This window comes from Paralcaligenes ginsengisoli (assembly GCF_054781135.1).
The window spans coordinates 1-15,208 of record NZ_BAAGUZ010000007.1 but is presented as its reverse complement, the minus strand read 5'-3'; the positions used below and the strand labels follow the sequence as shown (position 1 = coordinate 15,208).

The window sequence follows — 15,208 nt, the reverse complement described above, 5'->3', positions numbered from 1 at the left end:
GACGTTTGAGAACTCTGGGGGGCCGACCTGCGGGCAGGCCGTCAGGCAGCCAGCAGGTCGCGCAAGACAAAGGGCAAAATTCCGCCGTGCTCGTAGTAGTCGACTTCGGTGGCGGTGTCGATGCGCAGCAGCATGGCTACATTCTGGCTCGTACCATCTTTCCGGTGGATGGTCAGCGTGACGTCCTGTTGCGGCTTGATGCCGTTTTCGGTACCGGAAATGTCGAAGGTTTCTTCGCCCGTGATGCCCAGTGATTCGGCACTGTCCTGGCCCTTGAATTGAAGCGGCAGAACGCCCATCCCGACCAGGTTGCTGCGGTGTATGCGCTCGAAGCTGCGAGCGATTACGGCTTTGACCCCCAGCAATTGCGTGCCTTTGGCCGCCCAGTCGCGCGAAGAACCTGTGCCGTATTCTTCGCCGCCGAAAATGACGGTCGGGACGTCGGCCGCGACATACTTCATGGCGGCGTCGTATATGGACAGGCGTTCCTGTGTGGGCTGGTACAGCGTTTCACCACCCTCGAAGCGGCTGCCGTCGGGGTTTATGGGGATCATCAGGTTCTTGATGCGTACATTGGCAAAGGTGCCGCGCATCATGATTTCGTGGTTGCCGCGACGCGAGCCATAACTGTTGAAGTCTTGCTTCATGACGCCATTCTGCTTGAGCCATGCGCCGGCGGGCGAGCTTTCCTTGATGGATCCCGCGGGAGAAATATGGTCGGTGGTGACCGAGTCGCCGAAGATGGCCAGTACCCGTGCGCCCTTGACCTGAGGCATGGGGGCCGGCGTCATGCCGAAACCGGCAAAAAACGGAGGTTCGGCAATATAGGTGGATTCGGGCCAGTCGTAGACGTCGCCTTGCACGCCGGCAATCTGTTTCCAAAGCTTGCCGGGATTGGACTTGATCTGGCTGTAATTGGTCCGGAAGGCGTCGGCGTCCAGGGCCTGGCCCAGCAGAGCCTGCACTTCGGCATTGGTGGGCCAGATGTCTCCAAGCCAGACATCGCCATTCTTGCCTTTGCCGACGGGTTCGGTCATGAGATCGCGCAACACGGTGCCGGCCAGCGCGTAGGCCACGACCAGCGGAGGCGAAGCCAGGAAATTGGCTTTGACGTTGGGGTGGATGCGAGCCTCGAAGTTGCGGTTGCCCGAAAGTACGGCCGAACAGACCAGGTTGTTTTGATTGATGGCTTCATTGAGCTCGGGTGTCAGATCGCCCGCGTTGCCTATGCATGTGGTGCACCCGTAGGCGGCAACATCGAAGCCGAGCTTATCCAGGTACGGCAGCAGGCCGGTCTTGCTCAGGTATTCGGTTACGACACGGGATCCGGGCGCAAGCGAAGTCTTGATATGCGGGGGGACTTTCAGGCCCGCTTCCACCGCCTTTTTAGCGAGCAAGCCGGCTGCGAGCATCACACTGGGGTTGGATGTGTTGGTGCATGATGTAATCGCGGCGATGACGATATCGCCATTTTTCACTTTGGCGCCTGCGCTGGTGGTAAATACCTGCCCGAGTTTTTCGGCGGGCTGGTTGAAACCGTTTTCCGCCGTCTTCCTGGAGTACAGGTCGATGAAGTTGTTTTTGACCTGGCCCAGTTCGATACGGTCTTGCGGGCGTTTCGGGCCGGCCAGCGACGGCGTGACGCTGGACAGGTCCAGAGTCAGGAGCTTGGTGTAGGCGATGTCTTTGGCATTTGGGATGCCGTACATTTCCTGGGCCTTGAAATAGGCTTGCAGGGCGTCGATTTCGTCTTTGGTGCGGCCCGTGCCTTTGAAGTACTCGATGGTGCGGTCGTCGACCGGGAAGAAGCCCATGGTGGCGCCGTATTCGGGCGCCATATTGCCGATGGTTGCCCGGTCGGTGACCGAGAGGCTGGATGTGCCGGGACCACAGAATTCGACGAAACTGCCCACGACTTTTTCTTTGCGCAGCATTTCGGTAATGGTGAGCACCAGATCGGTGGCGGTGACTCCGCCGCGCAGCTCGCCCTTGAGCTCGACTCCGACCACGTCGGGAGTCAGGATGTAAACAGGCTGGCCCAGCATGCCGGCCTCGGCCTCGATGCCTCCTACGCCCCAGCCAACCACGCCGATGCCGTTGATCATGGTGGTGTGGCTATCGGTACCCACGAGAGTGTCGGGGTAGTACACATTGTCCTGGGCGTTGTAGTGCACGCCGCGGGCGAGATATTCCAGATTGACCTGGTGCACGATGCCGAATCCTGGAGGCACGACGCCAAAGGTATCGAAAGCCTGCATGCCCCATTTGAGGAACTGATAGCGTTCTTTGTTGCGCTGGAACTCGAGCTTCATATTGAGGTCGAGCGCATTTTTCGTGCCGAAATAATCGATCATGACCGAGTGGTCGACCACGAGATCGACGGGCACCAGCGGTTCGATGCGTTTGGGGTCTTTGCCCATTTTGGCGGCTACCGAACGCATGGCCGCTATATCGGCCAGGAGAGGAACCCCGGTAAAGTCCTGCAATATGACTCGGGCCACGACAAAAGGAATTTCGGCCGAGCGTTTGGCGACGGGTTTCCAGCCGGCCAGCTCCTTGACATGCTTTTCGGTAACTTTCTTGCCGTCGCAGTTGCGCAGCACGGATTCAAGTACGACGCGTATCGACACGGGCAGGCGTTGTACGTTGATGCCCAGGCTTTTGCCGAGCGCAGGCAAAGAATAGAACTGGGCGGTTTTGCGCCCGACCTTGAATTTTTGCAAGCTATTGAATGTGTTGTGCGGCATGGTGAGCTCCGTAAGAGGATTGGCGGTCGGCTTCAATTGGAACATGCGGCGCATGCGAACCCGGATGGCGCGGCGTTTTCAATTTACCAGGACTGCCACATTTTAGGCCCGATTGCGGAAGTTTTGCAGATTCGGCCCGGGATAATTTTCGGTGTCGGCCCTACCCAAGTCGGCAAGCCGGCGTCCATCCTGGCGGATCGTCACAAAAGCCACCCCCACGCATCGATCATTAACGGCACGGGGCGCCCATTTGGGCGCCCCGTGGTCCTTCACACAATCACACAACTAGGTCGTGCTGCCGCCTATACGCCGACGGAGTCGGCGATTTCCTTGAAATCTTCGATCTGGTCGAAGTTCATGTAGCGGTAAATCTGGTCGCTGCTCTGTTTGAGGACACCCATATCGGCCATGTATTCCTCTTTGGTAGGAATACGGCCCAGGCGCGAACAAATGGCGGCCAGCTCGGCCGAGCCCAGGAATACGTTGGCATTCTTGCCCAAACGATTGGGGAAGTTGCGCGTGCTGGTGGACATGACCGTGGCGCCTTCACGCACTTGGGCCTGGTTGCCCATGCACAGAGAGCAGCCGGGCATTTCCATGCGTGCACCGGCTCCGCCCAGAACGCCGTAATGGCCTTCTTCGGTGAGTTGTTTCTGGTCCATTTTGGTTGGCGGAGCCACCCAGAGCTTGACGGGGATGTCGCGCTTGCCTTCGAGCAGCTTCGAGGCCGCCCGGAAGTGCCCGATATTGGTCATGCAACTGCCGATGAATACTTCGTCTATGTGTGTGCCGGCCACATCGGACAGGGTCTTGACGTCGTCGGGATCGTTCGGGCAGGCCAGGATGGGCTCATGGACATCGGCCAGATCGATTTCGATGACTGCCGCGTACTCGGCGTCGGCGTCGGGTTCGAGCAACTGGGGATTGGCCAGCCACGCCTGCATGGCCTTGATCCGGCGACTGATCGTGCGCTCGTCTTCATAGCCATTGGCAATCATCCATTTGAGCAGTGTGATGTTGCTGTTGATGTACTCGATGATCGGTTCTTTGTTGAGACGCACGGTGCAGCCGGCAGCCGAACGCTCGGCCGAGGCATCCGAGAGTTCGAAGGCTTGTTCCGCCTTGAGGTCGGGCAATCCTTCGATTTCCAGTATGCGGCCCGAAAAGATGTTTTTCTTGCCTTGTTTTTCGACAGTGAGCAGGCCTTGCTTGATGGCGTACAGCGGGATGGCATTGACCAGGTCGCGCAATGTGACGCCAGGCTGCAAAGAGCCTTTGAAGCGCACCAGCACCGATTCAGGCATATCCAGCGGCATGACTCCGGTGGCTGCGGCAAAAGCCACCAGGCCCGAGCCCGCGGGGAAGCTGATGCCGATGGGGAAGCGGGTGTGCGAATCGCCGCCCGTGCCGACGGTATCGGGCAGGAGCATGCGGTTCAGCCACGAGTGGATGATGCCGTCGCCGGGGCGCAGCGACACTCCGCCGCGGGTGCTCATGAAGGTGGGGAGTTCATGCTGTGTCTTGATGTCCACCGGTTTTGGATAAGCGGCAGTGTGGCAGAACGATTGCATGACCAGATCGGCCGAGAATCCCAGGCAGGCCAGGTCTTTCAGTTCGTCGCGGGTCATCGGGCCGGTGGTGTCCTGGCTGCCGACCGATGTCATCTTCGGTTCGCAATAGACACCTGCGCGAACGCCCAGGCCTTCGGGCAGGCCGCAGGCGCGTCCCACGATTTTCTGGGCCAGTGTGTAGCCTTTGCCGGAATCGGCAGGATTGACAGGCAGGCGGAACAGGGTCGAAGGCGGCAGGCCCAGCGCTTCGCGGGCCTTGGCGGTCAAGCCGCGGCCTATGATTAGCGGGATGCGGCCGCCAGCGCGGACCTCGTCGAAGAGTACGTCGGACTTGACGCTGAATTCAGCAATGACCTGGCCATTTTTCAGTGCCTTGCCTTCATAGGGGCGCAGTTCCATGACGTCGCCCATTTCCATCTTGGACACATCAAGCTCGATCGGCAAGGCGCCATCGTCTTCCATGGTGTTATAGAAAATGGGGGCGATCTTGCTACCCAGGCAAACACCGCCGAAGCGCTTGTTGGGGACAAAAGGAATGTCTTTGCCGGTATGCCAGAGCACCGAGTTGGTGGCTGATTTACGCGAGGAGCCGGTGCCGACGACATCGCCCACATAAGCGATGGGATGGCCTTTTGCTTTCAGGCTTTCGATGAATTTGATAGGGCCGATTTTGCCGGGCTCTTCGGGTTCGATACCGGGGCGCGGGTTCTTGAGCATGGCCAATGCGTGCAGGGGAATATCCGGGCGGCTCCAGGCATCCGGGGCCGGGGACAGATCATCGGTATTGGTTTCACCGGTGACCTTGAATACGGTAACGGTCAGGCTTTGCGGGACTTCGGGGCGGTTCGTGAACCATTCGGCATCGGCCCAGCTTTGCAGGATCGATTTGGCATATTGGTTGCCCTTTTCAGCTTTTTCCTGAACATCGTGGAACGCATCGAATATGAGCAAGGTCTTTTTCAGGCCCGCTGCCGCGATGGAGCCCAGTTCGGTGTTGTCCAGCAGCTCGACCAGGGGCGCGACGTTGTAGCCGCCCAGCATGGTGCCCAATAGCTCGGTCGCCTTTTTACGGTCGATCAGGGGACAGGCCGTCTTGCCAAGTGCAATGGCTGCCAGGAACGAGGCCTTGACTTTGGCCGCATCGTCGACTCCGGCGGGGACCCGGTGTGTGATGAGATCGAGCAGGAAATCGGCTTCGCCAGCCGGCGGATTCTTGAGCAGTTCGATGAGGTCTGCCGTTTGTTGCGCGGACAGGGGAAGGGGGGGGATGCCTAGTGCCGCGCGTTCGGCGGCGTGTTGGCGGTATGTATCCAGCATGATGGCGTGCCCTTTGGTCGAGGGTTGGGAAGGAGTAATAACTGCCCAATTGTAAAAGGAAGCCTGCTTTCAAGCAAATGTCTTATATCTTATATAAGAGTTAGGAAAATGCTTGTGGCAAGAATGTGACGTTTGTTCGCAAACGTGGTGGTTGAGTGGGCTGGTGCATTTTTGGTTTAAGTGGTTACGGTGCTGAACGTGTTTCTGTGATTTTTGTTTTGAGCCGTTTTTAGGCTTGGGGTGTGAATTTGGGCTGCCTGTACTGGCTTGGGCGATGGCTTTGGGCTGTGCATTGGTGTGTGGACGGCGGTTGATTCTATAAAGACGCCGCAGGGTGGGCGGTGCTGTGCAGTCCGGCACGTCCAGCGGTCGTGGTGCTACGCACCCCGACTGCCCGGGTCTGCCTCGTCCAGGCGGGCGTCGGGCGAACTCGCCCGGCCTCGCGAGGCCGGGCTCAGACAGCGCCCGCCGAAAGCCCCCGCCTTCCCTTCGTCAGCACCCGGCGCTGGACTACCGCCGGACTACACAGCACCGCCCACCCTGCGGCTTGCGTTGAGGCATGCATCGAGGGATACGTTGGGCCGGCAAGTTCATTCCAGGCAAGCCCTAACGTGAGCCGTCTATCGGGGCTTGGGGTCAGGGCCGGCGTAAGGCGTGCGCCGGATGCTACCGTAGGGAAGGCGGGGGCCTTCGGCGGGCCATGTTTGAGCGCAGCCGCGCCAGCGGCGTAGCGAGTTTGGCCCGACGCCCGCCTGGACGAGGTAGATCCGGATCCAGCACGCCGTGCCGGGCCTGACCCCAAGCCCCGATAGACGGCGTCTTTATATACCAATACCCCATCCATCGAAGAATCCCGTAAACACTTCGACCAAAAATGGCCTAAGCCATAAGTTCCTGGTACTGAGGATGGCGTTGCAGATAGGCTGCCGCATAGGAGCACACCGGGCGCACTTTCCAGCCGTGCGCGCTGGCGGTATCCAGGGCGGCTTGAGTGAGGTCGGCGGCAATTCCCTGACCGCCGACAGCCTCGGGAACACCGGTGTGGATAATCGTCATGAGCTTGCCGCTCAACCGATAGTCGAGAACGCACAATATGCCGTCTTCAAGCCATTCGAATCGTTGTTGTGCCGGATTGTGGGTGATGCTGCGAGTCATGCCGAGCCCTTCAAAGTCCTGCGGTGATGTTTGCTTCTCTATTCCTATATTCTAGGCGTTACATTTTTAGAAGCAGGAACGACCACAGCACTACCATTGCAATCAGACCGACATAGCAGCCGCCCCACAGGCCGATAAGTGGCCATTTGATGCCGGACGGGATGCTTTTGGGATCGACGTGCTGAAGCATGCGATTGGCGTCGCCTATCAGCCAGAAGCGGCTGTTGGGCAAGCTGATGCGGAAGAAATAATCCATCAGTATCGATAAGCGAATGGACAGAGAATAGCGTTCGAAGGCTTGCTGTTTCAGGTAGGGATGCTGAAACAGTTCGTTGGTTTTTCGAAGCTTGAACAGAATGATCGTCAGTCCGGAAATCAGCGAAGCCAGAAAGCACGCGACGAACACGCTGAACACGAAGGGAACGACGTAGGCATAGATGGAATTGAACATAGGTCGGGCGAAAACGATACAGGGTGTTGGGCAAAATGTGGCCAAGCGCGAGCCATTGTAAAAGCTTGTGTGCAGGGCTTGTATGCTGAATCAGGCCCACTATACTGGTTTTTAGCGGCCTGCTCTGGCGGCGATCATAGTGCACGTGCAGGTTGCTGGCAATGTGCTGGTTCAATTCCAGGCTTTTCACTTTGACGGGAGGTAACACCATGCAAAAATTTTCATGTAAATTGCTGGCGGCGAGCGCGATGGCGATGGGTGCCCTGGGGGTGGCGCACGCCGGCATGCCCGCCCATGCCTTGGAGCAGGGCAGTTATGCGAATCAGATCTTGGCGAAAGATGCTCTGGCAGGGGTTACGGCCAAGGTTCACACTCTCGGTTGCAGCAACCCGCAGCGCTACCAGCCTTATGTAATGCAAAAACCCAGCGGCCAGGCCGGTTCGCGTGCGTGGCAAGAGCAGTGGGTGGTCGATGGCTGCGGCAAGCAATATCCGGTGCTCCTGAATTTTCGCGAGGAAGGCGCCAAGGGTGCCAGCTGGAACATCGTTAACTGATCCAGGTTCACCAACGGGGTGTCCCGGCGCCGAGTGCCGGGCTACGCCCCCGGGGCTGTGCGCAGGGTAGAGCTCAGCCGCAACATGTCGAAGAAACTGTCGACCATGATGGCGGCGTTGGCTTCCAGGTCGAAGCTTTCGGGCATGAATAGCCAATCGCCCATCAGGCCGGTAATCATGGCATGCAGCAATACGGCGGCCCGCCTGGTGTCGAGATCGACTGGCAGTTGCCCGAGAGCGACCGCGCTGCGCAAACTATGTTCAATGCGCTCCCGGCCGTCCGCGCAAGCTTCCTGGTGGCGCTCTATCACGGAGCCCATTTCATCGGTGTATTCGCATTTGTGAAACAGGATTTCGAGTACACGGCGGCGCTGCGGATTGCGGACGGTTTCGCGCAGCACTAATGTAAAAATTTTACGCAAGGTACCGACTGGATCGTTGTCCGGGTCGTTATCGCGACACCTCTCGATCATGGTTTCCATGGGCAGGCGAATCCGGTCGAACATGACTGTGAACAAATCGGCCTTGTTCTTGAAGTGCCAATAGATGGCGCCGCGCGTAACGCCTGCGGCTCGGGCAATATGTTCCAGCGACGTGCGGGACACCCCGTTTTCGTGAAATATATGTTCAGCGGTATCGAGTATCCGGTTACGGGTTTCGATCGCCTCTTCCTTAGTGCGTCGGACCATTTCTGCCTATACCTGGCAAGCCGGAAAGTGCGGCGTAAGCGATGCACCGGTTCCCCGCTTCGGTTTTCATTTTTTGCTGGATGAAAATCGTGATTATATTATTTTTTTAGCCTTTACCTTCAATACTGAATGTATATATAATGGCGGCCGAAGATCGAATAGATCGTGTCAGTTTCGGCTGTTGTGCATTATGTAGCCTTTATCGCCTGCCGCCGGGTCGTGACGAGTACTTGCTCACGGCCCGGCGCGCTGCGTTTCATCCGGCAGACGTCGCGGGGTGGCGTACTTCCTGACCCATGGCGCGGCTGGCGAGCCCGCGCCGGATTTCGATCAGCTATCCACGAACGCATTACGCGGGATTTGGGTCTCCGCGGTACGAGCGTGCCAGTTTTTTTACCTAACTACTCAGCCTAGGCATAGAGGTTGCTCCATGCGTTTCGGTCAGATTCCGTTGAAGTCGGTTTATGGTTTTGCTGCGGTCATAGTGCTGGCGCTGGCAGGTTGTGAGAAGACGTCGCCGCCGACGCCGCAGCCATTAGAGGTAGGCGTCATTACCGTGCACCCCCAAAGTGTGGCGGTCAGCAGCGAGTTGCCTGGTCGCACATCGGCCTACCTGGTTGCCCAGGTGCGGGCGCGAGTCGATGGTATCGTTTTGAGCCGCGAATTCAAGGAAGGCAGCCATGTCACTGCCGGTCAGCGTCTGTACAAGATCGACCCCGCGCCTTATCAGGCCGCGCTTGACAGCGCCAAAGCGAGCTTGCAGAAGGCGCAGGCGAACCTTGCCTCGACTTCCGCCCTGGCTTCCCGCGACAAGGTACTGGTGGCGGCCAATGCGATCAGCAAACAGGACTACATCAACGCGGTGGCAGCGCAAAAGCAGGCTGCCGCGGACGTCGCCACAGGCAAGGCGGCTCTCGAAATCGCGCGGATCAATCTGGGCTATACCGATGTGACGTCGCCCATCACCGGCACCATTGGCGTCTCCAGTGTGACGCAGGGTGCTTATGTACAGGCAAGTGCGGCGACCCTGATGGCGACCGTCCAGCAGACCGATCCGATTTATGTGGACGTTACCCAGTCGACTGTCGACCTGATGCGCCTGCGCCGCGAACTGGCTAACGGCCAGTTGCAGCCGGCCGGGCTTAATGCCGCGAAGGTGCAACTGGTGCTGGATGATGGGTCTGTCTACCCGCTGGAGGGCAGGCTGGAATTTGCCGATATCACGGTCGACCAGACCACAGGGAGCGTGAGGCTGCGCGCTGTCTTTCCAAATCCCAGGAAAGTGCTGCTGCCGGGCCTGTTTGTACATGCTCGCCTGCAGGAAGGCATCAATGATCGTGCGATGCTGGTGCCGCAGGTTGGAATCACCCACGACGCCAAAGGCTTCCCCACGGCGCTTGTCGTGGGGCCGGATAACAAAGTTGAGCTGCGCTCGCTGGTCACGAGCCGCGTGGAAGGCCCCAACTGGGTTGTCGACAGCGGTCTGGAACCGGGCGACCGGGTTATTGTCGCCGGCGTCCAGAAGGTCCAGCCGGGTGTCACGGTGAAGGCGGTTGAACAATTGGCGACACCGGCGGCGGTTTCCGGTTCGGCCGCGCCCAATCCGCCGCCCAGGCCCTCATCCTCGACCCCAGCGCATTAACCGGGAGCCTGTTTCATGGCCAATTTCTTTATTGACCGCCCCATTTTTGCGTGGGTGATCGCCATAGTCCTGATGCTTGCCGGCGGCTTGTCGATAACGACCCTGCCGGTTTCGCAATACCCGACGATCGCTTCGCCCGCGGTGCAGATACGCGCCAACTATTCCGGCGCCTCGGCCCAGACCGTCGAAGACACGGTCACGCAAGTGATCGAGCAGCAGATGAACGGTCTGGATCATTTGCAATACATGTCGTCCACCAGCGACGATTCCGGCGCCGCCGTGATTACCCTTACCTTTACGGCGGGCACCAACCCCGACGTGGCTCAGGTGCAGGTGCAGAACCAGTTGCAACTGGCCACGCCTCTTTTGCCCCAGGCCGTTCAGCAGGCCGGCGTCAAAGTCTCGAAATCAAGCAGCAGTTTCCTGATGGTATTGGCATTCGTTTCCGCCGACGGCAGCATGACGAAATACGACTTGGCGAACTATCTGGCCTCGCGCGTGCAGGATCCTGTCAGCCGTGTCAGCGGTGTCGGCACGGTCAGCGTGTTCGGCACTCAATATGCCATGCGCATCTGGCTGGATCCGGACAAACTGGCTCGCGTGAACCTGACGCCGGTGGACGTGGTCACCGCGCTGCAAGGCCAGAACGTCCAGGTTCCGGCGGGCCAGTTGGGCGGGGCGCCATCGGTGAAGGGCCAGATGCTGACGGCGACCATCAGCGAGGCGACATTGCTGCGCACGACCGAAGAGTTCGGCAATGTACTGTTGAAGGTCAATCCGGACGGGTCGCAAGTGCGCATCAAGGATGTGGCGCGGCTTGAACTGGGCGGCGAAAACTACAACTTCGACACCAAGTACAGCGGCGTGCCGGCCGCCGGCCTGGGCATACAACTGGCCACCGGCGCCAACGCCCTGCAAACCGCCGATCTGGTGCGCGCCCGCGTCGGGGAGCTCTCCAAGTATTTCCCGCCAGGCCTGGAGGTCAAGTATCCGTACGACACGACTCCGTTCGTGAGGATTTCCATTCAGGAAGTGGTCAAGACCTTGTTCGAAGGCATAGTACTGGTTTTCCTGGTGATGTACCTGTTCCTGCAGAATTTCAGGGCAACGCTGATTCCGACGATCGCGGTGCCGGTGGTGCTGCTTGGCACGTTCGGCATCATGGCGATGGTGGGTTTTTCAATCAATACCTTGTCCATGTTCGGGATGGTGCTTGCCATCGGCCTGCTGGTCGATGATGCCATCGTCGTGGTGGAAAACGTCGAGCGGGTGATGGCCGAAGAAGGGCTTTCGCCGCGCGACGCCACGCGCAAGGCAATGGGGCAAATCACCGGAGCGCTGGTGGGGGTGGCGCTCGTCCTGTCGGCGGTGTTCGTGCCCATGGCGTTCTCGGGAGGCTCGGTCGGCGCCATCTACAGGCAGTTCTCATTGACCATCGTGGCGGCCATGGTTTTGTCGGTGCTGGTGGCGTTGATCCTGACGCCGGCGCTTTGCGCGACCTTGCTCAAGCCGATTCCCAAGGGCCATCACATGGAGAAGACCGGGTTCTTCGGATGGTTCAACCGCACGTTCGACAACAGCCGGCAGAAATATCATTCCGGCGTTGAGCGCGTGATCAAGCGTCCGCGCCGCTGGCTGCTCTTGTATGGCCTGATGTTCGTGGTCATAGGCTTTCTGTTCATGCGTCTGCCCACCTCGTTCCTGCCCGATGAGGACCAGGGCGATTTGCTGATCCAGGTGCAGACCCCGCCGGGCGCGACCCTGGAACGCACGCAAACGGCGCTCGACGATGTCAGCCATTATCTTCTTGATACCGAGAAGGCCGTGGTCGAATCCACCTTCGAAATCGCCGGCTTCAATTTCGCCGGGCGTGGCCAGAATTCAGGCCTGGTGTTCGTGCGTCTAAAGGATTGGGAAGAGCGCGCGGCGGCAAAGGACAAGGTGCAGGCCCTCGTCGGACGGCTCTTCGAGCATTTTTCAAGCTATAAAAATGCGGTGATCATTCCTATCAATCCGCCTCCCATACCGGAACTCGGAACGGCTTCGGGCTTCGATTTCGAGCTGGAAGACCGGGGAGGCCTGGGCCATGACGCCCTGATGGCCGCGCGCAATAAATTGCTGGCCGAAGCCGCCAAAAATCCCCTGTTGACACGGGTGCGTCCCAACGGCCTGGACGATCAGCCGCAGTTCAGCGTCAATATCGATCGGGAAAAGGCCAGCGCGCTGGGTGTGGCGCTGCCCTCCATAGACCAGACCTTTTCCATCGCCTGGGCGTCTTCCTATGTCAATAATTTTCTCGATACCGATAATCGGATCAAACGGGTGTACGTGCAAGGGGATGCGCCGTTCCGCATGAATCCAGGCGACCTGAACCGCTGGTACGTGCGCAATATGCAGGGAACGATGGTGCCGTTTTCGTCCTTCGCCACCGGCAAGTGGACCTATGGATCGCCCAAACTCGAGCGTTACAACGGTGTGTCGTCGATGGAAATCCAGGGCAGTCCGGCGGCGGGAAGAAGCACGGGCGAAGCCATGGACGAAATCCAGAAAATTGCCGACGCCCTGCCTGCGGGAATAGGCTATGAATGGACCGGCATCTCGTTCCAGGAAAGGCTGTCCGGTTCCCAGGCGCCTCTTCTTTACGCCATTTCGATTCTCGTCGTGTTCCTGGCCTTGGCCGCGCTGTACGAAAGTTGGTCGATTCCGTTCTCGGTCATCATGGTGGTGCCCCTGGGCATTATCGGCGCTCTGCTGGCGGCAACGGGCCGTGGGCTGTCGAATGACGTGTATTTCCAGGTCGGTTTGCTGACCACGGTAGGGCTGTCGGCGAAAAATGCCATCCTGATCGTGGAGTTTGCGAAAGTGCTGCAGAGCCAGGGCATGACAGCCGCCGCGGCGGCGATGGAGGCGGCGCGCCTGCGGCTGCGTCCGATCCTGATGACATCGATGGCCTTCATCCTTGGCGTGCTGCCGCTGGCCATCAGCAACGGCGCGGGTTCGGGGGGCCAGCATGCGATTGGCACCGCCGTGATCGGCGGCATGATGACAGCGACCTTCCTGGCGATTTTCATGATTCCGATGTTTTTTGTCGTGATTCGCGAACGATTTTCCAAGAACAAGCTGACGCGTTCGGCCGATGCGCCTCCTGCCGATCGCGCGATTCCGGTCGGCAGCGATTCGGATAATCAAGGACATTGACCATGCGCGCGTTTTCACTGCCCATCATTGTCTCGGCCGCCGCCTTGCTTGCCGGCTGTTCATTCGAACCGAAATACGAGCGGCCGGCATTGCCGGTTGCCGCACATTTTCCCACAGGCCCGGCCTATCGCGCCGAACCGGCTTCCGGCGCGCAGGCTCTGCCGGCCGCCGACATAGGCTGGCGCGATTTTTTCGGCGAACCGCGGCTGCGCAAACTGATTGAACTGGCGCTTGCCAACAACCGCGATCTGCGGGTTTCCGCCCTGCGCGTCCAGGAGGCGGCCGCCCAATACCGGATCGTGCGCGCCGGTTTGTTTCCGAACGTCAACGCTACGGCCGGCCAGAGCAAATCACGCGTGCCTGAGGATTTGTCGTCGTCCGGGCAAACGATCACCAATGTGTACTCGGTGGGCCTGGGCGCGGCGTCGTGGGAGCTTGATTTCTGGGGCCACGTCCGCAGTCTGAAAGCCCAGGCCCTGGCGCAATACCTGGCAACGGCGCAGGCACGCAAGGCCGCGGCAATTTCGTTGGTTTCGCAAGTGGCGGATCAATACCTGGCGGTGCTCGCCTATGATGAGCAGCTCAAGATTACTCGCGAAACTCTGCGCACCGCGGACGCATCCTACAAATTGGCGAAGCTGAAATTCGACGTGGGCGCGGGCTCCGAGCTGGACCTGCGCGAGGCGGAGGGCGTCGCCGAGCAGGCCCGGGCCAATCTCGCGGTTCAGATGCGCTTGCGCGCGCAGGCCGAGAATGCATTGATACTGGTGGTTGGAGAACCTTTGCCGGCAGACCTTCCGCCTTCTCTTGGGCTTGATGACCAACGTATTCTGGCCGATGTGCCGGCAGGGCTGCCGTCGGATCTCTTGACGCGGCGCCCGGATATTATCCAGGCCGAACAGACGCTGCGCGCCGCCAATGCGAATATCGGAGCGGCACGTGCTGCATTTTTCCCCCGAATTGCATTGACCGGCCAGTTTGGCACCGAGAGTGCGTCTTTGGGAGGGCTGTTCAAGGCAGGGTCGGCCGCCTGGTCTTTCGCGCCGCAGATTACGCTGCCGATTTTCGATGCGGGGACCAATCTGGCCAGGCTGGATGTTGCTCACCTGGAGAAGAACGTGGCGATCGCGCAGTATGAAAAAGCGATCCAGACGGCGTTTCGCGAAGTCTCCGATGGCTTGGCCGCCCGCGGCACCTACGATAATCAGATCGCTTCTTTGCAGCGTTTTGTCGCTACGCAACAGCGCAGGCTCGATTTGTCGAACCTGCTGTACAAGAATGGTGCGAGCAGCTACCTGACTGTGTTGACGGCACAGACCGATTTATATACGGCGCAGCAAACGTTGATTACCGCCCGGATGCAGCGTCTGGCCAATTTGGTCGACCTTTATCAGTATCTGGGAGGCGGTTGGATCGAGCACACCGGCGATACGCCGTTGCCTGCCGACGCAGGTAGCTAGAGTGTTTTTGGTTCGAGTTGTTTGCAGCATTCTGTTTGTGGCATTCGGTGGTGGATGGGTATATAAAGACGCCGTCTATCGGGGCTTGGGGTCAGGGCCGGCACGGCGTGCTTGATCCGGATCTACCTCGTCCAGGCGGGCGTCGGGCCAAACTCGCTACGCCGCTGGCGCGGCTACGCTCAAACATGGCCCGCCGACATCCCCCGCCTTCCCTACGGTAGCATCCGGCGCACGCCTTACGCCGGTCCTGACCCCAAGCCCCGATAGACGGCTCGCGTTGTGGCATGCCTGGAATGAGCTTGCCGACCCAGCGTATACCTCGATGCATGACCCCAACGTTTCTCTCGGTGCATTACCTAACGCTGCTCTCTATGCATTGCCTCAACGCAAGCCGCAGGGTGGGCGGTGCTGTGTAGTCCGGCGG

At 59.4% G+C, this 15,208-nt stretch carries 9 protein-coding genes; 4 read left to right on the top strand and 5 right to left on the bottom strand.

Annotation, left to right across the window (positions count from 1 at the left end; genetic code table 11):
- Positions 1 to 41 precede the first annotated feature (41 nt).
- The 4 genes from acnA to ACYVIS_RS04900 form a co-directional block, all read right to left on the bottom strand.
- A complete protein-coding gene (gene acnA / locus ACYVIS_RS04915; RefSeq protein WP_232744348.1) occupies positions 42 to 2,747 on the bottom strand; it encodes an aconitate hydratase AcnA in 2,706 nt (901 codons plus the stop codon).
- Between the two features lie 302 nt (positions 2,748 to 3,049).
- On the bottom strand, positions 3,050 to 5,635 hold the full coding sequence (acnB, locus tag ACYVIS_RS04910) for a bifunctional aconitate hydratase 2/2-methylisocitrate dehydratase (protein ID WP_232744347.1): 2,586 nt from the start codon (positions 5,633 to 5,635) through the stop codon (positions 3,050 to 3,052).
- Between the two features lie 879 nt (positions 5,636 to 6,514).
- Positions 6,515 to 6,790, bottom strand: coding sequence for a GNAT family N-acetyltransferase (locus ACYVIS_RS04905; protein WP_232744346.1), 276 nt, complete (start codon positions 6,788 to 6,790; stop codon positions 6,515 to 6,517).
- 58 nt (positions 6,791 to 6,848) lie between these two features.
- Positions 6,849 to 7,241, bottom strand: a complete 393-nt coding sequence (locus tag ACYVIS_RS04900; RefSeq protein ID WP_232744345.1) for a hypothetical protein — start codon at positions 7,239 to 7,241, stop codon at positions 6,849 to 6,851.
- 209 nt (positions 7,242 to 7,450) lie between these two features.
- Between ACYVIS_RS04900 and ACYVIS_RS04895 the strand changes: the two genes are divergently transcribed.
- A complete protein-coding gene (locus ACYVIS_RS04895) occupies positions 7,451 to 7,795 on the top strand; it encodes a hypothetical protein (protein WP_232744344.1) in 345 nt (114 codons plus the stop codon).
- Positions 7,796 to 7,836: 41 nt separating this feature from the next.
- Here the strand turns inward: ACYVIS_RS04895 and ACYVIS_RS04890 are convergent, their stop codons facing one another.
- Positions 7,837 to 8,484, bottom strand: a complete 648-nt coding sequence (locus ACYVIS_RS04890; protein WP_460873396.1) for a TetR family transcriptional regulator — start codon at positions 8,482 to 8,484, stop codon at positions 7,837 to 7,839.
- 430 nt (positions 8,485 to 8,914) lie between these two features.
- Here ACYVIS_RS04890 and ACYVIS_RS04885 point away from each other — a divergent pair, with 430 nt between their 5' ends.
- Genes ACYVIS_RS04885 through ACYVIS_RS04875 form a run of 3 tightly spaced genes read left to right on the top strand, consistent with a single transcriptional unit; the run spans position 8,915 to position 14,784 of the window.
- Positions 8,915 to 10,126, top strand: a complete 1,212-nt coding sequence (locus ACYVIS_RS04885; RefSeq protein WP_232744342.1) for an efflux RND transporter periplasmic adaptor subunit — start codon at positions 8,915 to 8,917, stop codon at positions 10,124 to 10,126.
- Positions 10,127 to 10,141: 15 nt separating this feature from the next.
- Positions 10,142 to 13,324 (top strand): efflux RND transporter permease subunit, encoded by a 3,183-nt coding sequence (locus ACYVIS_RS04880; protein WP_460873394.1) that lies wholly within the window; start codon positions 10,142 to 10,144, stop codon positions 13,322 to 13,324.
- A gap of 2 nt (positions 13,325 to 13,326) precedes the next feature.
- Entirely contained in the window at positions 13,327 to 14,784 is a 1,458-nt protein-coding gene (locus ACYVIS_RS04875; RefSeq protein WP_460873392.1) for an efflux transporter outer membrane subunit, read from the top strand.
- Positions 14,785 to 15,208: the final 424 nt, after the last annotated feature.